Source organism: Pseudomonas sp. PB120, assembly GCF_009761815.1.
Lineage (GTDB): Bacteria > Pseudomonadota > Gammaproteobacteria > Pseudomonadales > Pseudomonadaceae > Aquipseudomonas.
This window is the reverse complement of the sequence record NZ_RWIN01000051.1, coordinates 55847-74100: the sequence shown is the minus strand read 5'-3', so window position 1 is coordinate 74100 and position 18254 is coordinate 55847. Positions and strand designations below refer to the sequence as shown.

13 protein-coding genes are annotated in these 18254 nt (G+C 58.1%); 8 read left to right on the top strand and 5 right to left on the bottom strand.

Annotation, left to right across the window (positions count from 1 at the left end):
• Positions 1-8: 8 nt before the first annotated feature.
• From EJA72_RS10900 to EJA72_RS10890, 3 genes are read right to left on the bottom strand one after another with little or no spacing between them, the layout of a single operon-like run.
• Positions 9-698 carry a hypothetical protein gene (locus EJA72_RS10900; protein WP_157711466.1) on the bottom strand — a complete coding sequence of 230 codons (690 nt, stop codon included), beginning with the start codon at positions 696-698 and terminating at the stop codon, positions 9-11.
• The gene (locus EJA72_RS10895; RefSeq protein WP_157711465.1) at positions 695-2008 is read right to left on the bottom strand and encodes a phenylacetate--CoA ligase family protein; all 1314 of its coding nucleotides are present in this window, start codon (positions 2006-2008) and stop codon (positions 695-697) included. The genes EJA72_RS10900 and EJA72_RS10895 overlap by 4 nt, the downstream gene beginning before the upstream one ends.
• A gap of 48 nt (positions 2009-2056) precedes the next feature.
• On the bottom strand, positions 2057-3142 hold the full coding sequence (locus EJA72_RS10890; protein WP_157711464.1) for an amidohydrolase family protein: 1086 nt from the start codon (positions 3140-3142) through the stop codon (positions 2057-2059).
• A 401-nt stretch (positions 3143-3543) separates the two neighbouring features.
• Here EJA72_RS10890 and EJA72_RS10885 point away from each other — a divergent pair, with 401 nt between their 5' ends.
• The 8 genes from EJA72_RS10885 (at position 3544) to EJA72_RS10850 (ending at position 15686) form a co-directional block, all read left to right on the top strand.
• Positions 3544-5082 (top strand): class I adenylate-forming enzyme family protein, encoded by a 1539-nt coding sequence (locus EJA72_RS10885; protein WP_157711463.1) that lies wholly within the window; start codon positions 3544-3546, stop codon positions 5080-5082.
• Positions 5083-5105: 23 nt separating this feature from the next.
• Positions 5106-5936 carry an enoyl-CoA hydratase gene (locus EJA72_RS10880; RefSeq protein ID WP_157711462.1) on the top strand — a complete coding sequence of 277 codons (831 nt, stop codon included), beginning with the start codon at positions 5106-5108 and terminating at the stop codon, positions 5934-5936.
• Between the two features lie 36 nt (positions 5937-5972).
• On the top strand, positions 5973-7259 hold the full coding sequence (locus tag EJA72_RS10875; protein WP_157711461.1) for a MaoC family dehydratase N-terminal domain-containing protein: 1287 nt from the start codon (positions 5973-5975) through the stop codon (positions 7257-7259).
• Positions 7256-8440 (top strand): acyl-CoA dehydrogenase family protein, encoded by a 1185-nt coding sequence (locus EJA72_RS10870; RefSeq protein ID WP_157711460.1) that lies wholly within the window; start codon positions 7256-7258, stop codon positions 8438-8440. Before EJA72_RS10875 ends, EJA72_RS10870 begins: the two co-directional genes overlap by 4 nt.
• Positions 8441-8454: 14 nt before the next feature.
• The gene (locus tag EJA72_RS10865) at positions 8455-9531 is read left to right on the top strand and encodes an acyl-CoA dehydrogenase family protein (protein WP_157711459.1); all 1077 of its coding nucleotides are present in this window, start codon (positions 8455-8457) and stop codon (positions 9529-9531) included.
• Positions 9532-9578: 47 nt separating this feature from the next.
• Positions 9579-10715 carry an amidohydrolase family protein gene (locus EJA72_RS10860; protein WP_157711458.1) on the top strand — a complete coding sequence of 379 codons (1137 nt, stop codon included), beginning with the start codon at positions 9579-9581 and terminating at the stop codon, positions 10713-10715.
• A 109-nt stretch (positions 10716-10824) separates the two neighbouring features.
• The gene (locus EJA72_RS10855) at positions 10825-13278 is read left to right on the top strand and encodes a CaiB/BaiF CoA-transferase family protein (RefSeq protein WP_157711457.1); all 2454 of its coding nucleotides are present in this window, start codon (positions 10825-10827) and stop codon (positions 13276-13278) included.
• Positions 13279-13304: 26 nt separating this feature from the next.
• Positions 13305-15686 carry an enoyl-CoA hydratase-related protein gene (locus tag EJA72_RS10850; RefSeq protein WP_157711456.1) on the top strand — a complete coding sequence of 794 codons (2382 nt, stop codon included), beginning with the start codon at positions 13305-13307 and terminating at the stop codon, positions 15684-15686.
• A 168-nt stretch (positions 15687-15854) separates the two neighbouring features.
• Here the strand turns inward: EJA72_RS10850 and EJA72_RS10845 are convergent, their stop codons facing one another.
• Both EJA72_RS10845 and EJA72_RS10840 read right to left on the bottom strand, forming a co-directional pair.
• Positions 15855-16967 carry an acyl-CoA dehydrogenase family protein gene (locus tag EJA72_RS10845; protein ID WP_157711455.1) on the bottom strand — a complete coding sequence of 371 codons (1113 nt, stop codon included), beginning with the start codon at positions 16965-16967 and terminating at the stop codon, positions 15855-15857.
• Between the two features lie 9 nt (positions 16968-16976).
• Positions 16977-18146 (bottom strand): acyl-CoA dehydrogenase family protein, encoded by a 1170-nt coding sequence (locus EJA72_RS10840; protein ID WP_157711454.1) that lies wholly within the window; start codon positions 18144-18146, stop codon positions 16977-16979.
• Between the last annotated feature and the right edge of the window lie 108 nt (positions 18147-18254).

Sequence of the window (18254 nt, the reverse complement as noted above, 5' to 3'; positions counted from 1 at the left end):
ACCCTCCTTCAAACCGGAACGATACGTGGGTCAGGATTCCCACAACGGCATACGCTATGAACAACCTTTCCTTTGATGCCCGTTCGATAGTGATGGAACACCTCACAGCGCTCCAGTCGGCTACTCAGGGTCACTTCACCGTCCTGCTCCTCGACTTGCCATTCGAAGCGATCAATATGCGCCCCGGCACCGGCATTGCACTCAACGGCGACTGCCGGCCCTAGCTCCAGACAGCGATAAACATTAAGGCCCGGCTTGCCAACCAGGGCTTCATAAGCCCCAGGCCAGGCCCAGATCACCATGCCCTGGAAGAGTTGTTCCGGGTCATGGCCAAGTCCTTGCAGTCCGGTCAGCGTTGCCTGAGTAATGCCAAACGCCCCCACCAGTTTGAAACGACGGATAATCGATTCCACTCGCTTGGCATCGTAGAGCGATGAGTCAGCGGACACCGCAACCATGTTGTACTGCATGATCGACCGTTCCATGCCGAGCGCCTGAACTGACTCGTCAATCAAGGCGGTCACCATCAGATTCTCACCGGTACGGAAGTGGAACGTACCGAGAATCCTGCTCATGGCGCGAGTCGAACGCTCGGTTTCAAGTGCCGAATAAGCCAATGCCTGGCGTACGCCAGCCGCATCCCGGTAACGACCGACAGCCATGGGAGCTACGGTAAACGACGGTTGTTCACTGTTCATGATTTCACCACCCGAGGGATCTTGTTTGGCGGACCGTTTTTCAGCAGCGAATCATTGCTGACCAGCTCGACATTGACCTGCACCTGCAGGGTTGACGACAACGTGTCGGCAATTCTCGCGCCCAACGCCTCGACACCATCGGTCAATGCACTTTCGTCATACCCGACACGCAACGTCAGGACGTCCATCTCGCGCTGCGGACGCACCATCTGGAACAAGCCCGTACAGGTTTCTGGAAACTGTTCCATCAACGGGAAAATATCCATCGGCAGAATCGAGCGCCCCTGGATCAGCATCTCGTCGCCCTTGCGTCCAATCGGTTTCAAACGTCCGTGAGTACGTCCGCAGGTACAAGGTTTTCGAGTGAACTGCACCAGGTCATCAGTGCGATAACGGATCAGCGGAGCTACATCGTCCAGCAATGCTGTGACCACCAACTCTCCCCGTTCGCCGTCAGCCACTGGGGCCGAGCCGGACGGATCCAGATGCTCGATCATCGCCAGGTCTTCCCAGGTATGCATGCCGTCATGGGCCTTGCAGTCCATGGTGGTGGTGATGTCGCCCAGCGAACTGAGTTCGAAGATCTCAAGCCCCCACGACTCGACAACCTGACGGAAATGCGGGCTCATCGGTTCACCGCCGAACACGGCACCACCGTACGAAGAAAAAGCCTCGCTCAGATCATCGCCGGTGTTCTTTTGATACTGCTCCAGCGCCATGATCAAGGGCGTTGAAAGCATGAAGAGTGCCTTGGGCCGGAACTGCCGGGAAACCTGAACCAAATGTGGCATCTGATCCGGCAAGTGTTGGATTGCAATCGGGCGCATGCCCGAGTCCAGCCACTTATCAGTGTTCAGGCCTTCGCGGAAAGTAAACAGGGCATAGGTGAAATAATCCGTAGGGCGCACACCCATGTGCCAGAGTTCTCGCTTGAGACCTGCAAGCGCAACGTGGTAGTCCGAGCGCGGCAATGGCGTTGGGTCGCCGGTTGTCCCGGAAGTGAAACCGACTCCACGCAGATGGGGTGGACCTACACAGGCCAATCCACCGTAGGGGTCGCCGTGACGGTCACGAAAACTGCGGATGGTGTCCTTGTCGATAAAGGGCACTTTCTCTCGAAAATCGGCCAGGGAGCGGATGTCTTCGGGCTTGACGCCGGCCGCATCCCACACCTCGCGCACCAGCGCCGACTGGCTATAGGCGTAAGGTAACAATTGCAGAATGCGGGCCTCCTGCAGTTGCTCGATTTCTTCGCGCGGCATCGTTTCGATCACCGGGTCGAAGAACCTGTCGTCATCTAGTCTGCTCATGGCAAGTCCTTATTATTGTTGTGCTGCTGTCAACAACGCTCGGACGCGTTACTGAAACTCCGGGCGCGGCAAGCGGAACAGTCGGGCTGCGTTGCCGCCCAGAATATCGGCTTTTTCCTTTTCACTGATCTCTATCCCGTCGAACAGGCTGGCGACGATCTCACGCGAATGCGGGAAAGTGCCTTCGGCATGCGGGTAGTCCGAGGCCCACATCAAAGCTTCATGCCCGGTGACGGCACGCGCGGCGATACAGGCGCGGTCATGCTGGAAGGAAGCCTTGATCTGCCGACGAATGACTTCGCTCGGCTTGACCGACAACTTCGGTTGAACAAAAGCAGCGTGTGCGTGATAAACCTCGTCCATACGCTCGGCCAGCGCCCCCAACCAACTGGCACCGCACTCGATGATCGCGACCTGACACTGAGGGTTGCGATCCAGCACCCCACCCGAAACCAGGTAGGTCACGGCATCAATACCGTCGTTCATTTGTCGGGTGTAGTTCACCACGGCAGCACCAGGGCCGCGCTCATGGATCACCGTCTCAAGCCCGGTCCCCGTGTGCATCACAATAACCACACCCAAGGCACCGGCTTCACGGAATACAGGATCCCATGCCGGGTCGTTGTAGCGAGGAACGCCCGTCGGCGTAACAGAAGGCAGCATGGCGGCGGTAAAGCCCAGACGCGCAACGCGCTTGAGCTCTTCAACGGTGTGGCGCAGATCACGAATCGGCAGAATCGCACACCGTACGAAACGATCCAGATGGCCGGCGAAGAACCCATTGTTCCAGTCGTTGTACACCTGCGCCGTCGCATATTCAGCGTCAATATTCTTGATGGCATAAGCCCATAAACCCAGGCTCGGGAAACAGATTTCAGCGTCGATTCCGTCTTTTTCCATATCCAGGATACGGCCATTGAGATCGTGCAACCCGACGCGCTTGACCCCTTCCAGGTCCACTACGTTAAGTCGCATCTTGAAGATCACTTCCTCATCGGTGCGGGTGATAAGGGTTTCGCCTTCACGCACAGCATGAATAGCGTGCTGACGCAGAGATGCTGGCAAACCATCACGAAAGAGATCGTTCGGTTCACGTACGTGCGAGTCCGCACTGAAGATGAAATGGCCTGGCATGGGTGAAACCTCCATCGCTTATAGCAGTACGGATCGAGCACCTTATATAACGACGATTTACCACGCCGTCTCACAGCGCCCGCTCAACAGGATTGAACGAATAAAACTATAAATCATTATGCTGATTATCATTGCATGCGTTTTTTTGGCTGTCTATATGGTCACGCCCATCACCGCTCTGATTTTGCCAACCCCGCCCTCACAAAACCTCCAGCCAAAGGCTCCCTCCCTGCCACCAAACCGTTGCCGGCCTTGGGCTTATCCGAGCCAGGCGCAAATCATGCACTCTGTATCAAAAAGAAATAATTTGCTTAATCATACAGCTCATTGATACGATAATTTCATCGCGACATCTTGCCCTCAATCCGGCAAGCAATGGAAATCAGTGACGAGAGCCCACCATGACGTTAGACCTCGCATCAAGCATTCGCAGTGTCCTCGCGCTAGCCCCTGACCAATCTGCCCTGGAGTATCAGGAGCGGTGGTACAGCTGGGGCGACGTGGCTTCGATCATGCAGCGGGGCGAAACCCTGCTGGCCACTGCCGGTCTCGGTGAAGGGGCTTCGGTCGGTATCTTGTTGCGCAACCAGCCGGCTGCAGTGGCCATGCTGTTGCAGGTATTGGCTACCCGCCGATGCGTAGTAACCCTCAATCCTTTCCAGTCGGCCGATAAAATTGCCAGCGATCTGGCGGCGGTGCAGGTAGATGCCGTCATCGCCGACGAACAGGACTGGGAGTCGTCTGCGATTCGCCAAGCGGTGGCGGACAAGGGCTGCCTGGCCTTGAGCATTAGCTCCCGAGCCGAACTGACGGTCCAGGCCTTGCCGGAGATTGTTGTCGCCCCTGAACGGATCAGCGCCCCCTCTCAGACAGGGATCGCCATCATGATGTTGTCCAGCGGCACCACAGGTCCTGCCAAGCGCATCGCACTGCCTTATTCCAATTTCGAGCATTCATTGCTTGATGCTGCCCATTATGAAAATAAGAAAAACGCATCCGGAAAAGCAGAGCTGAAGACATCGCCCGCGATGCTTTGCATTCCCCTGGTGCACATTGGCGGCATGTATGCAGCCGTTGCAGCCATCATCGCCGGTCGCTCAATCGTCATTCTTGAGAAGTTCTCGGTCATAGAGTGGACGCGAGCCGTATCGAAATATCGCCCTAAACTGGTGTCGCTACCACCGACTGCCATTCGCATGATTCTTGATGCACAAGTCCCCAAGGAATCAATCGATAGTCTGCTGGCCATACGCACCGGAAGCGCACCGCTTGATCCCGAGTTGCAGCAAGCCTTTGAAGCCATCTATGACATTCCCTTGCTCGATGCCTATGGAGCTACCGAGTTTGCGGGTGCCGTAGCCGGCTGGAGCTTGCGCGACCATCAACGCTATTCCGCTGATAAACGTGGATCGGTTGGCCGACCACAGCCAGGTTGCGAGCTGCGAGTCATCGATCCTGAGACCAGTACGCCGTTGGGAAATAACATCGTCGGCCTGCTGGAAGTGCGCTCCGCACAGGTAGGGACGGGACAGTGGGTTCGCACCACAGACCTCGCCGAGATAGACGACGACGGTTTTCTCTTTATTCGCGGCAGGGTCGATTCCGCCATTATTCGTGGCGGTTTCAAAGTACTGCCCCGCGATGTCGAGCAGATCCTGCGCGAGCATCCGGCAATCAAGGAAATATGCATCGTTGGTATGCCCGACCAACGCCTCGGCGCCGTACCCGTTGCTGCCTTTGAATTGGAGCCAGGTGCCACCCTGGACGAAAAAGATCTCGTTGCTTTCGCACGCAACAAGTTGGTGGCCTATCAGGTGCCCGTCAAATGGCAGGCCGTCGACAGGCTGCCTCGCACTCCGTCACTGAAAATCAGCCAGTACGAAGTTCGACAGCTGTTCGATGCGCAAGCCGAAACTCCCCCCACCTCGGTGGCGCAATGAACAGTCTGGAACAGGAGCCTCGCATGTCTGAATCAGTGTTACTGAGCCATCTGGACAACGGCGTTCTAACGCTGACGTTCAATCGTCCCGAGCGCTTGAATGCATTCAATCCAGCGTTGATGCGAGCATTCGCTGATGCCATCAAGGACGCTGCGGCCAATCCCGAAGCGCGCGTTGTCGTGATCACCGGAGCGGGCCGAGGGTTCTGTGCGGGTGGAGACCTGGGTGGCGGCAAGTCGGCAGAGAAAAGCCCGGAAGCGGCTGTAGCGCCGGCACGCCCGCGTGCCCCAGACAGTCTGGCAACGCGTATTGACTGGTTGCGGCGCAACATGGACGCCACCCGTTTGTTGTTCGAAATGCCCAAACCAACCATCGCCATGATTCGTGGTGCAACCGTTTCGGTGGGAATGGCTATTGCTGCCGCCTGCGACTTCCGCGTGGTCTCGGATAACGCCAGCTTCATGACGGGTTTTGCCAAGGCGGGTCTGTCGGGTGACTACGGCGTCAGTTATTTCCTCACTCGCTTGTTGGGGACTGCCAAGACCCGCGAGCTGATGTTTCTTGGTGACCGACTGAAGGCCGAAGAGGCGTTGCGCATAGGCCTGGCGAGCCAGGTGGTCGCCGACGATCACCTGGAAGCAGCCACCGCAGACCTCGCTGCACGCCTGGCGAGTGGCTCGCCGATCATTCAACGCTACATGAAACAGAACCTGAACGCCGCGCTGGAAATGCCCTTGCCGGCTTCACTCGATCTGGAAGCCACGCTGAACGTGCTTTCGGCGCAAACCAACGACCACAAAGAGGCGGTCAAGGCGTTCATGGAACGTCGCGACCCGCAGTTCACCGGCAGCTAAGCCCTTAACTCATTATTCGTTTGTCACGGAGACATCATGACCGATCAAGCCCTGACTGAAGATTTCAAGAAAGCCACTGCCTACGAGCTGACCGACCACGACATCGAACGCGCCCACCTGTTGCTCGGCGTAGACATGGCCAGCCGTGATCAGGAACAGATTGGCACCGCCACAGTCGACAATATTCGCTCTTTCGCCTATGCCTGCGGCAGTGACAACCCGCTGTTCTGCAACCCTGAATATGCCGCGGGCACCCGTTGGGGCTCGGTCATTGCGCCGTCGATGATGGCCGGCGTTATCAACCGCCCAATGCTGGGTGACCCGATGAATGCAGAGCTGAAGGCCAACACCAAAAGCCTGTTCCGTGGCATCCACATGTTCATCTCGGGTGGTGAATGGACGTTCTACCGGCCCATTTTCCCAGGGGATACCCTCTATAGCTTTGGTGGTGAAGACGGTCTTGAGGTCAAACAATCAGAGTTCGCCGGGCGTTCGGTGACTCGATTCAACAGCCAGATCAAGGTTAACCAGCGCGGTGAAGTGGTCTCGGTGTATCGCTATCGGGCAATCCTTACCGAACGTAAAAAAGCGCGCGAGACCGGCAAATACAAAGACATCAGTCCGGCGCAGTACAGCGACGAAGATCTGGCGCGTATCGACGAGATCTATAGCGCCGAAACATCCCGCGGTGCCACGCCGTTGTACTTTGATGACCTGAATGTCGGTGATGCACTGCCCGGCGGCGCAAGCGGTCCTTTGACCGTGACCGACGTCGTGAACTTCCATGGCGGCGGCTACGGTTGGGTGCCTTACGGGCTGCGTACCGGTCGTATGTGGAATCAAAACCGCAAGCGTATCGCGCCGTTCTACGTGAAAAATGCCCAGGGTATTCCAGATGTCGCTCAGCGCCTGCATTGGGACAGCGACTGGGCCAAAGCCATTGGCAACCCGATGGCGTACGACTATGGCGTCATGCGTGAAAATTACCTGTTCCGCTATCTGACCGACTGGGTGGGTGACGGCGGCTGGGTCTACAAGCAATACGATGAGATCCGCAAGTTCAACTACATGGGTGACACCCAGTTCATCTCGGGTGAAGTCGTTGGCAAGCGCGAGGAAAACGGTCTTTTCCTGGTGGACGTCAAGCTGAAAATGGTTAACCAGCGTGGTGAGGACACTGTGCTTTGCGATGCCGTGGTGGCCCTGCCTTCTCGTACCCAGGGCGCGCTTGTGCTGCCTGAGCCACCTACCGACCTTAAAGTTCGCGCAGCACGAATGATGGCGCGGCATTGGGAGTTGTCTGCCGGGAAACAAAACAAATGAGCAGCGCCAGCGAGCACTTCGCGAATGTCGAGGCCTTAAGTGCCTTTCGCCAGGAAGTCGCCGACTTCCTCGGCGCAAACTGGCAGCCTAAAACCTCCGACAAAGGACTGTTTCGACAAGCAGCTGTTGAACGTGGCTACCTGTACCGCAATGTGCCCAAGGCCTATGGAGGATCGGAGCAAGCGCCGGACCTGGCTCGGGCACAGATAATCCAGGAAGAGTTCAATCGCGTTCGGGCCCCTATGGAAGTGCCTGGTGTCGGCTACGGCATGCTGGTGCCCACCTTGCTCGGTTGCGCCGAACCCTGGCAGAAAGAGCGGTTCATTGCGCCGACCCTGAGCGGTGAAATTCGCTGGGCTCAGGGCTACAGCGAACCGAACTCAGGCTCGGATCTGGCGTCCATCCGAACTCGAGCGCGCCTGGAAGGTGACGAATGGATCATCGACGGGCAAAAGATCTGGAGCTCGGGTGCGGACAAGGCGCACTTCATGTTCATGCTGGTTCGCACCGAGCCTCAAGCATCCAAGCACGCCGGTATTTCCTACCTGCTGGTGGACTTGCGCCAGCCGGGGATCACAATCCGCCCGCTGCGACAGATCAATGGCAGTGAAGAGTTCAGCGAAGTCTTTTTCGACGGCGCACGCACGCCCGCTACCTGGATTGTCGGTGCCCGCGGGGAAGGCTGGAAAGTTTCCAAGACCACCCTGTCGGCCGAACGCTCGGGATTCATGGGTGCTGCCGAGACTTCCGTCACCCTGCATCGCAAACTCGTCGAACTCGCCCAGCGTTGCCAGCTTGATGGGCGTCCGGCCATTGATGATCCGCGTGTACGCGATCGTTTGATTCAATTGGAGGGGATGGTCAGCGCGCACTTTCACAACATGCAGCGTCAGTTCGCGCTACGTCTGGCCAAGCAAGAGCCCGGCAACGTGGCACTGATGAACAAGCTGATCGTCACGCGCATTGCTGCCGAGGTGGCGGATATCGCCCGAGACATCCTCGGCAACGATTTCATGCTGTCGCCCTTTGGCCGCGAAGCCGAAGCAGGCCCGGAAAAGTGGCTCAACCAATACCTGGGCTCACTGGGTATGGCCATCGCTGGCGGCACCTCCAACATTCAGCGCAACGTCATTGCCGAACGCGGTCTGGGGTTACCCCGAGACAACGTCGCGACTTCTTGAAGGCAGCCCTCGCCATGAATTATCTGCTCAACGAAGATCAACTCGCTTTTCAAGAAACCGCACAGAAGTTTCTCGCCACCCATGCGAACTCTGCTTTGTTGCACCGCATCGCTGATCGTAGCGATGGATGGCAAGAGTCTCTTGCGAACCTCTGGCAGGGTTTTGCGGAGTTGGGCTTCGCCGGTTTGCTGGTGCCCGAAGAGTACGGTGGCATCGGTCTAGACCTGTTCGATGCGGCACTGATCGGGGAAACCCTGGGTGCTGCTGCAGCCCCCCTGCCCTTCATCGGCCATCAACTGGCTTGTTTGGCTATTGCCCGCGCCGGCGACCCTGAACAGAAGGCGAAATGGCTACCCGGCCTGGCTGATGGTTCGCTGATTGGCACCGTGGCCCTGCACGCGGAAACACCAGCCTGGCAGCCGGCTGGCTGGCAAGCCGATCCTGAAACCGCTGGCCAACACACCCTGCGCTTTGTACCTGTTCCCGGCCACAACGCCCCGACGCTGATTGTGGTCGGCACCGCCGGTGGTGGGCTGGGTCTGGTGACACCCGATACCGACGGTGTCATCCGCCGAGACACCCCATGCATTGATCCCGCCGCTTTTCTCGCGGAGATCGATATTGATCAAGCGCAGGTCGAGCCGTTACCCGGTGGTATCGAACACGCCGCGGGCCTGCTGGCCGCTGGCCGCGCGCTTGTGGCTGCAGATGCCTGCGGCGGGACCATTCGCTGTGTCGAGTTGGCGGTTGAGTACGCGCAAGTTCGCGAGCAGTTTGGCGTTCAGATCGGCCAGTTCCAGGCGGTCAAACATCAGATTGCCGACATCGCCCTCGAAGGCGAACCCAATCGACCATTGTGCTGGCATGCCGCACAAACGACAGCCAACCAGGACCCCGGCTTCAGCCGTCATGCCGCATTGGCCAAGGCGCATCTGAGCGACGCCTATCTGCGCACCGCCAGACGCACCATCGAATTGCATGGTGGCTTTGGTTACACCTGGGAAGCCGACCTTCACCTTTATCTCAAACGCGCGATGTTCGGCTCCGCCTGGTTAGGCAGTGCCACACAACTAAGACGCGAATTGGCCTGATCGTGCAAATAACGAAAGCCTTTTAAACTTTCACGAGGAATTTAAAGATGCGTCCTTTTGTTTTTAGCTGCGATGCCCATATCGTCGAGCCGCCTGATCTGTTCACCAAGGGCCTGCCAGCCAACCTCCAGCACTGGGCTCCCAACGTCGAAATCGACGACAAACGCATGCGTTTGAACAAGCTCGGTAACAACGTTATTTTCAAGATCCCGGTGGACTTCCACACCCATAAGGTCGGCGACTCTGACGATCTGGATGTACGTCGCCTCGGCGCACGTGATCTCAAGTTGCGTTTTGCCGACATGGAACGCGATGGTGTCGATGCGGAGCTCGTTTTCCCAAGCCTGGGGTTGCTGGTCTCACGCATTCCTGACCGTGATGCCTCACGAGAAGCCTGCCGTCTCTACAACGACTGGGCCTGGGATTACCTCGAAGGTATTCGCTCCAAGCTCATACCTGCAGCGATTATCCCGCTGGTGAACATCGAAGACGGTATCGAAGAGCTCAAACGGGTGATCGCCAAAGGTTTCCGTGCAGTCATGATGCCCCCTGCCGGGCTGGACTCCGCCCCCCGTTACAACGATCCGGCCTGGGATACTTTCGTTGCGCTATGCGCTGAAGCCAAAGTGCCGATGGTGTTCCACACCGGCACTGGTAACGTCAATCTGCGCGCCATTCGCGGCCCCGGCGCTGCCCTGTTCAACTATGCCCGGCAGATGAACGATGCGGTCGACGTGATTGCCGCACTGATCGGCGGCGGTATTCTGGACCGTAACCCTGACGCGCACATTCTGTTTGTCGAAGCCGGTGCCGGCTGGCTGCTGGGGCTGGCGGAGCGGATGGACGAAGTCTATGAGGGTCATGCGCCTTCCATTCATCCCAAGCTTAGCCGCAAACCTAGCCAGATTGTCCGCGACCAGGTGCACTGCTCATTCCAGAACGACCTGGGATGCCTGCTCACCATCAAAGGCCTGGGCATTGGCAACTTCCTGTTCGCCACCGACTACCCGCACAGCGAGGGAACCTTCCCTTACTCGCGCGAGCTGGTGGCCGGGATGTTTGAGCAAGTGCCCGAGTTGAGTGAGGAAGACAAGGCAGCCCTGCTCGGATTGAACGCCGCCCGGATGTTCGGCATCACCCCCCAGCAAGTGGCAGAAGAAACCCGACGGGTTTTGAGCGCCTGATCCTGGCGCGGCAATGGCCAACACAGCATTGCCGCGCAGCTATTACAATGATATATATGATTAAAGCCTCATCACAATAATAACGGTTTAACCCAAGAGGATCGAACCCATGCGCCAAGACGAGACAATCGCCCTTTCAGCGCTGCCCCTGGATGGCATGCGAGTTATCGAACTGGCCAACGGCAAAACCGATATGGCTGCGCGTGTGCTCGCCGACTTCGGTGCTCAGGTGATTCTGGTCGAACCGCCCCAGGGTGACGCCTCTCGCGCCTGCGAACCACTGCTTGATGATGTCAGCCTTTACTTCGTCACCCACCACGCTAACAAGCAAAGCGTGGTCATTGACCTACAGGACAATGCAGGGCGTGAAGACTTCAAGCGCCTGCTCGAACATGCCGATCTGCTGATCGACGGCAAGGGACCGGGAGTACTGGAGGCTCTGGGTTTGGGCTTCGAAGCATTACGCGAGCACAAGCCTGACTTGCTGCAACTGTCGATCAGCGATTTTGGCCTCACTGGCCCTTACCGCGATTTCAAAGCCTCACACGCCGTGCACACCGCCATGGGCGGCGTTCTCTGCCGTTCGGGTAAACCCGGTCACTCGCCGTTGTTGCCACCGGGCAAACTGTGCTGGGAGTCCGCGGCCATCCAGGCAAGTTGGGTTGCATTGTTGGGCCACTGGCAACGTTTGCAGGCCGGTGTTGGCGACCATCTGGATTTTTCAATTCATGAGGCCATTGCACAGCTGATGGACCCGGGGATGGGTGTGACCGGTAGTGCCGCTGCCGGTAAGTCGGCCCTGGACTCCACTCCCCATGGTCGACCACCCGCCGTGCCGCTTTATCCGATTGTCGCCTGTCGGGATGGATACATGCGCCTTTGCGTGCTCAATCCCCGCCAATGGCAGGGTATGTGCGACTGGTTGGGCGATGAGCACCCCTTCCGCGACCCGATGTATGCCAACATCGCCAAGCGTATGGCCGTGGCTCAAGAGATCAATGCACTGATTGGCAAGCTGTTCAGCCAATCAACCGCAGTCGAGTTGCTGGCTGAAGGCCAGCGCCGAGGTGTCCCACTGGCCATCGTCGCCACGCCGGCCCAAGTGCTGCAAGATGAGCATTTCGCAGTCCGTGGCGCCTTCGATGACCTCCAGGTAGCACCGGGACGGACCGGGCGTGTGCCGTCGGGTTATCTGGAATTCGACGGCCAGCGCGCGGGCATCCGCAAACCGGCACCCGCCTTGGGCGAACATGACGATAGCGTCTGGAAAGCCCTGGCAGGCCATACCTGCGGTGATCCCGTACGCTCGTTTGCCTCAACCTTCAAGCGTCGCCCACTGGAAGGGATTCGAGTCCTCGATCTGGGTGTGATTATCGCGGGTGCCGAGGCTGGACGGCTGATGGCCGACCAGGGTGCGGAAGTCATCAAGGTGGAAAACCGTGCATTTCCTGATGGCGGCCGTCAGTCAATGACCGGTGAACCCATCACGCCATCCATTGCCCAGGGTCATCGCAACAAGCTCAGCATGGGCGTCAACCTGCGCAGCGAAGCCGGTCGCCTGCTGTTTAAACAGTTGGTAGAGAAGTCCGACGTACTGCTCTCTAATTTCAAACCGGGCACACTTGAGTCCCTCAGCCTGGGTTATGACGTTCTGAAAGAGGTCAACCCTCGCCTGGTCATGCTTGAGAGCAGCGCCATGGGCAACACTGGCCCGCAAAGTCGCACGCTTGGTTATGGCCCTCTGGTGCGTGCCAGCACCGGCCTCGCCTCCCTGTGGCGTGACCCGGAACTGCCGGACTATTTCGCCGATGGCGTGACCACCTATCCAGATCACTTGGCCGCACGGGTCGGAGTCACAGGCGTACTCGCGTTACTGATCCGCCGCGAACGCACAGGGCTGGGTGGCAACGTCAGCCTGTCGCAAGCGGAAATTTTCATTAATGCCAATACCGAACAGTTCCTCGAGGAATCGCTGCAACCCGGATCCTTCGTGGCCCAAGGCAACACCTCGCGGCACAATGCACCAGAAGGCATTTTTCCGTGCCTCGGTGAAGACGAGTGGTGCGCAATTTCCGTTGCCAGCGACGCGCAATGGCAAAAGTTTCTGGCCGTCATCCAACGCCAGGATCTGCTCGATGATAAATCGCTTGCCACACGCGACGGTCGGCTCGCCAACCAGAAGACGTTGGATGCCCTGGTCATCGAGTGGACTTCGCGACTTACGCCACGCGAAGTCACCGAACGCCTTCAATCGGCAGGCCTCAGCGCAGGCTTCATGCAGCGCTTGAGCGAGTACCGCGAGGATCCTCACTTCGCTGCGCGCGAGTTCATTGCAACCCTTGAACATCCTGGTTTGCCGGCGCCACTTCCGACTGAGAATCGACTGATGCAGTCACTCCATATGCCTGCCCCAACGATTCGTCCAGCCCCCTATCAGGCCGAGCACACTCGCGAGCTTGCGACCCGTTTGCTGGGTCTGCGCCGCGCGGACATTGAGACGCTGATCGCCGATGGTCATCTCGAAGACATGACCCCCCTGGCCGAACCCGCCCTCAAGGCCTGAACACAATCAATAAAAAGGACTATCCGATGAGCCTTAAATCTGTCAGCGACCAGACCCCTATTGTGATTGGCGTGGGCCAAGTGTCGGAGCGCCTGGACGACGCCGACTATCACCAGTGGTCGCCCACCGACCTGGCAGCTCAGGCGGCGAAGGTCGCCTGCGCTGACGCTCTGAGCGTCGAGCAATTGGCCGGCAAAATCGATGCAATCTACGCTATTCGTACCGTGGCCGACTCCGCTCCCGCCCCGCTTCGCCCTCAGCGCGCGCCTTTTGGCAGCCCAAACAATGTGCCTGCCGCAGTCGCCGAACGGCTCGGCGCACAGCCACAGGTAGCGGTTTATTCACCGGCCTGCGGCGATGAGCCTCAAAAACTGGTCGGTGAGATCTGCGAGCGTTTGTTCGCTGGCGAGTTTCGCCTGGCGTTGCTGTGTGGCGGTGAAGCGGCTTCGACCCAACGTGCTGCACAGGCCAGCCAGCAAACGCTGAGCTGGGCTGAGGAGCACGGGCAGCCGCTGGATGATCGCCACTGGAACGTCGGCGCCATGCGAACCAAGCATATGAATGATCAGAGCCTGATCATGCCGACTACGGTCTATCCGTTGCTTGAACAAGCACGTCGCAAGCGCCTGGGTTTGTCGCGAGAGGCCTATGCCGCGAAGATGGGTGAGCTGATGGCCCCGTTTTCGCGCGTGGCGCAAAGCAACCCGCATGCTTCCAACAAAAAGCCCTGGAACGCCGAAGCCATCGCCACAGTTGGTCCGGACAATCGCATGATTGCCGACCCTCATCCTATTTCAGTGGTGGCGCGAGATCAGGTCAACCTGGGCTCGGCTCTGCTGCTGACGACCGTTGGTACGGCGCGCGCGCTGGGCATCAGTGAAGACAAATGGGTGTATCTGCATGGTTACAGTGCACTGGACGAGCGCCATGTGCTTGAACGGCAAGACCTGGGCAGCTCGACGGCCATGGCACAAGCCTACGAACAAGCACTGCAGGAAGCGGACGTCACGGTCGCCCAAGTTCGTTATCTGGATATCTACAGTTGCTTCCCCATTGCAGTGTTCGCTGCACTGGATGCTTTGGGGCTTGCCGCTGATGATCCACGTGGGCTGACCCTGACCGGTGGCCTGCCGTATTTTGGTGGACCCGGCAACAACTACTCCAGCCATGCCCTGGTGGAACTGGTGCAGCGTTTGCGCGCCGATCCAGGCTCAATGGGCATGGTCGGTGCCAACGGAGGTTTTCTTTCGACTCACGCGGTAGGGATTTACTCGACCACGCCACGTGAATGGCACCATTGCGACAGCAGCTCACGCCAAGCGTATATCGACGCCCTGCCCGCGCCAGCATTCACGATTGATCCCAAGGGCTGGGGCCGGGTGGAAAGCTACACCGTACTGCACGATAAAACCGGACCGCAGGAAGTCATTGTCATCGGCCTCCTCGAAGGCACCGGCGAGCGCTTCGTCGCCAACAGCATTAAAGGCGACACACAGACCTTGCTTGCCTTTGTCGAGAACGATGGGCTTGGCCAGCGCGTGTGCATGCGCTTGAACCAGGGAATTAATCGTTTCGCTATCAGTCAGCAAGCACTGGATAAAGGCGTTCCTGTCCCATCAATCAAACTGCAATCGAGCTACGAGCATGTGCTTGTTGAACGTCACGGGCCGGTGCTGGAGATCACCATCAATCGCCCCGAGGTCAACAACGCGATGATCCCTGAGGCCAATGACGAACTCGACCAGATCTTCAACGCCTATGAAGCCGACAACAGCTTGTGGGTGGCGATAATCACCGGCGCCGGACAAAAAGCCTTCTGTACCGGTAATGACCTGAAGGCGGCCTCGACCGGCCGTCGCATGTGGATGCCTCGCAACGGATTTGGCGGTTTGACAGCGCGGCAGAATCGGGAAAAGCCGATAATCTGCGCGGTAAATGGTTATGCCATGGGCGGTGGCTTCGAAATCGCGCTGGCCTGTGACCTGGTGGTGGCCGACAGCGAAGCGCAGTTTGCTTTGAGTGAAGTACGCGTCGGCTTACTGGCCGGGGCTGGTGGATTACAACGTCTCACCCGCCAGATTCCTTACAAGCAAGCAATGGACATGATCCTGACCGGACGTCGAGTGGGTGCCGAGGAAGCCCGAAGCCTGGGTTTCATTAACCGTCTTGCTCCAGCCGGGCAGGCACTGCAAGTGGCCCGCGAGCTGGCCGAAGTGCTGCTTGAAGCGTCACCCAACTCGATTCGCCTGAGTAAGCAATTGCTCAACGAGCAAGCGCAATTTGCCAGCGAGAACGACGCTGTGCGTAGTACCTATAAAGCAATCGATCGGGTCGTAAACAGCGAAGACCGTATCGAAGGCACCATGGCCTTCGCACAGAAACGCAAACCACTGTGGAAAAACCGCTGAGGTAACACACTCAGATAACAAGAAGGGGGCGCGGATCTATATCCGTGCCCCCTTCTTGTTTAGCGAAAACATAAAACACCAGGCCTTTGCTCAACTACCAGCACATGGCTTGACAGCGAAGCAGTTACTCGCGGCCAAGCCATGTCCCTGTCCCTGTCCGGCTATACGTCATCCATTAGCGATGAGGCCACCCAGCCGAGCCAGCAGCGCCGATTGCCCGCCCAGCACCAACTCGAGCTTCTTGGCGAGCAGGCAGTAACGAAACAACGGATAGTCCCGATCCACACCCGTACCACCGTGCACTTGTTGCACTGCATGGCTGACACGGTGCAAGGCTTCACAAGCGTAGGCACTTGCCGCCAGTACCGCTTCGGTTGCCAATGCGACGTCACCTGGACGGCTCAAACGGCTGACCGCTTGCTCCATCAATCCTCGCAGACATTCGGTATCGATATGGCAATCAGCAAGTTCATGAGCCACTGCCTGGAACGTCGCGATAGGACGTCCGAACTGTTCCCGCTCGGACGTGTACTCAGCCCCCATACGAGTCATCGCGCTGCAAACACCCACGGCCATCGCGGTGGCTGCTGCGAACAGATGCAATTGCGCATTATCGACAAATGCCGGAGCCGCTGCAGCGTTTAACAGAAGGTTGGCTGACACGTTTTGCAGCGAAAGAGTAAAGACATACTCGCCGGTAGTCGTGGTCTGCTGTTGACGCTCGATACCCGCCGCTTGCAAGTCAAACAGAAACACGCCAACGCCATCGGTATAGCGAGCCAGAGTCCAACACACGCCTGGTCGGTCGGCCACTGCCACACGGTGCTTGCAACCTGAAAGCCGCCATTGACCGTCTACCAATTGCGCCTGGGTGTTGACGTCCAGCAACTCACTTTGCCGGGTTTCCGCTGTAGCGCTGGTGAATACAACCTCACCCGCGGCCAGCTGCGGCCACAACACGTCGAGCACAGGCGCGTTGCCGAGTGCCAGCAACGGCAAAGCACCGCCAACCAAAACCTCCAACAGAGGCACCGGTGCCACAGCCTGCGCCGCTCGTTCAAGAAAAACACAGAGGGTTTCAAAATCCTCGCCTACGCCCCCTTGGGCTTCGGTGAGTTGGATGCCTAGCAAACCCGTCTCGGCCAGTTGAGCCCAGAGTTCGGTGTCATGGTATCCGGTGGCATCCACCGCTCGCAGACGTGGCTGAGTCGCCTGGTCTGTAAACAATCGCGTCGCCAACTCTGTCAGCTGTTGCTGGGTGGCGCTCAGGGAAAAATCCATACAAATCTCCTAACGAGGCAGTTTCAGGCCGGCCTGCGCGATAATGTTCCGTTGAATTTCATTGGCGCCACCGCCAAAAGTGAGCACGCTGCCCTTGCGATACAGCTTCTCCATCAGACCGCTGACAATCACGTCCGAGCCTTCGCGAAGCAAACCTTGCGAACCGATGATTTCGCCCATCAGTCGGCCCAACTCGACATACACCTGCGAGCCGTAAACCTTGGTTGAGGAGGCCTCAACCATCCCGCTGCCGCCGTTGTTCATCACCCACAGCGCTTTCAGGCACATCATTTTCAGACCTTCGAGCTTGACCTTGGCTAGCGCCAGATTGCGCTGTACCCAAGGCAGTTGCAGCAGATGCTTGAAGTCTTCATGGGTCTTGAGCAGGCTCAAGGTGTGGTCGTAGAGCATGGCCACGTAACCGTAGTTGACCAGCGCCAGACGCTCGAGATTGAGCTGTGCGGTGATCAACGACCAACCGCCATTGAGCTCACCGACACGATAACTGTCGGGAACGCGTACGTCCTGATAGTAGGTCGCCGCGGTATCAACACCCAAGGTATGGATAGTTGTGCAGGAATAACCCGGAGTATTGGTCGGTACCAGAAAGATCGTAATACCTTTGTGACGCTTGGCTGGATCAGGGTCGGTCCGTGCCGCCAACCAGATGTACTGGCTGAAAGGGGCGCAACTGGTCCAGATTTTCTGCCCATTGATGACCCAATCATCGCCATCACGCACCGCACGGGTACGCAGATTGGCCAGATCGCTGCCTGCACCAGGCTCTGAATAGCCGATGGCCAGATAGGCGGAACCCGACAGGATTTCACCCACGACCTTTTCGCGCACTTCGCCTTGGGCGTAGCGGGCAACCATGGGGCCGATGGAGTTTGCCGAGAGTGCCGGCCATGGGAAGCCCACGCGCTTGGACTCTTCGACCAGAATGTACTGTTCGATCGGATCGGCGCCCTCGCCGCCCAGTTCCTTCGGCCAGGACATCTTGATCCAGCCGTCGCGCCCCAGTTGCTCAAGCTTTTGCCAGTAGATCGGGCCGCCTCCATGACTCCAGAGGGGGTCTTTGAGTTCGGCTTCGAAATCGGCCGTCATCATCTGCTCGACCATGTAGGTCCGCACACGGTCGCGAAAGCGCAGGTGCTGATCGCTAAGATCCGTAATCATCCTATTGTTCTCTTGTTATGGACATTGATACGACACTATCGATAATGCGAGGCTTGGTATGAAGGACAAAAAACGACTTTTTGCATCACCGATATTTGAATGCGAACC

Excerpts from the sequence above, each read along its gene's own strand:
- EJA72_RS10900 (WP_157711466.1), bottom strand. The coding sequence starts at position 698 with ATGAACAGTGAACAACCGTCGTTTACCGTAGCTCCCATGGCTGTCGGT.
- EJA72_RS10895 (WP_157711465.1), bottom strand. The coding sequence starts at position 2,008 with ATGAGCAGACTAGATGACGACAGGTTCTTCGACCCGGTGATCGAAACG.
- EJA72_RS10890 (WP_157711464.1), bottom strand. The coding sequence starts at position 3,142 with ATGCCAGGCCATTTCATCTTCAGTGCGGACTCGCACGTACGTGAACCG.
- EJA72_RS10885 (WP_157711463.1), top strand. The coding sequence starts at position 3,544 with ATGACGTTAGACCTCGCATCAAGCATTCGCAGTGTCCTCGCGCTAGCC.
- EJA72_RS10880 (WP_157711462.1), top strand. The coding sequence starts at position 5,106 with ATGTCTGAATCAGTGTTACTGAGCCATCTGGACAACGGCGTTCTAACG.
- EJA72_RS10875 (WP_157711461.1), top strand. The coding sequence starts at position 5,973 with ATGACCGATCAAGCCCTGACTGAAGATTTCAAGAAAGCCACTGCCTAC.
- EJA72_RS10870 (WP_157711460.1), top strand. The coding sequence starts at position 7,256 with ATGAGCAGCGCCAGCGAGCACTTCGCGAATGTCGAGGCCTTAAGTGCC.
- EJA72_RS10865 (WP_157711459.1), top strand. The coding sequence starts at position 8,455 with ATGAATTATCTGCTCAACGAAGATCAACTCGCTTTTCAAGAAACCGCA.
- EJA72_RS10860 (WP_157711458.1), top strand. The coding sequence starts at position 9,579 with ATGCGTCCTTTTGTTTTTAGCTGCGATGCCCATATCGTCGAGCCGCCT.
- EJA72_RS10855 (WP_157711457.1), top strand. The coding sequence starts at position 10,825 with ATGCGCCAAGACGAGACAATCGCCCTTTCAGCGCTGCCCCTGGATGGC.
- EJA72_RS10850 (WP_157711456.1), top strand. The coding sequence starts at position 13,305 with ATGAGCCTTAAATCTGTCAGCGACCAGACCCCTATTGTGATTGGCGTG.
- EJA72_RS10845 (WP_157711455.1), bottom strand. The coding sequence starts at position 16,967 with ATGGATTTTTCCCTGAGCGCCACCCAGCAACAGCTGACAGAGTTGGCG.
- EJA72_RS10840 (WP_157711454.1), bottom strand. The coding sequence starts at position 18,146 with ATGATTACGGATCTTAGCGATCAGCACCTGCGCTTTCGCGACCGTGTG.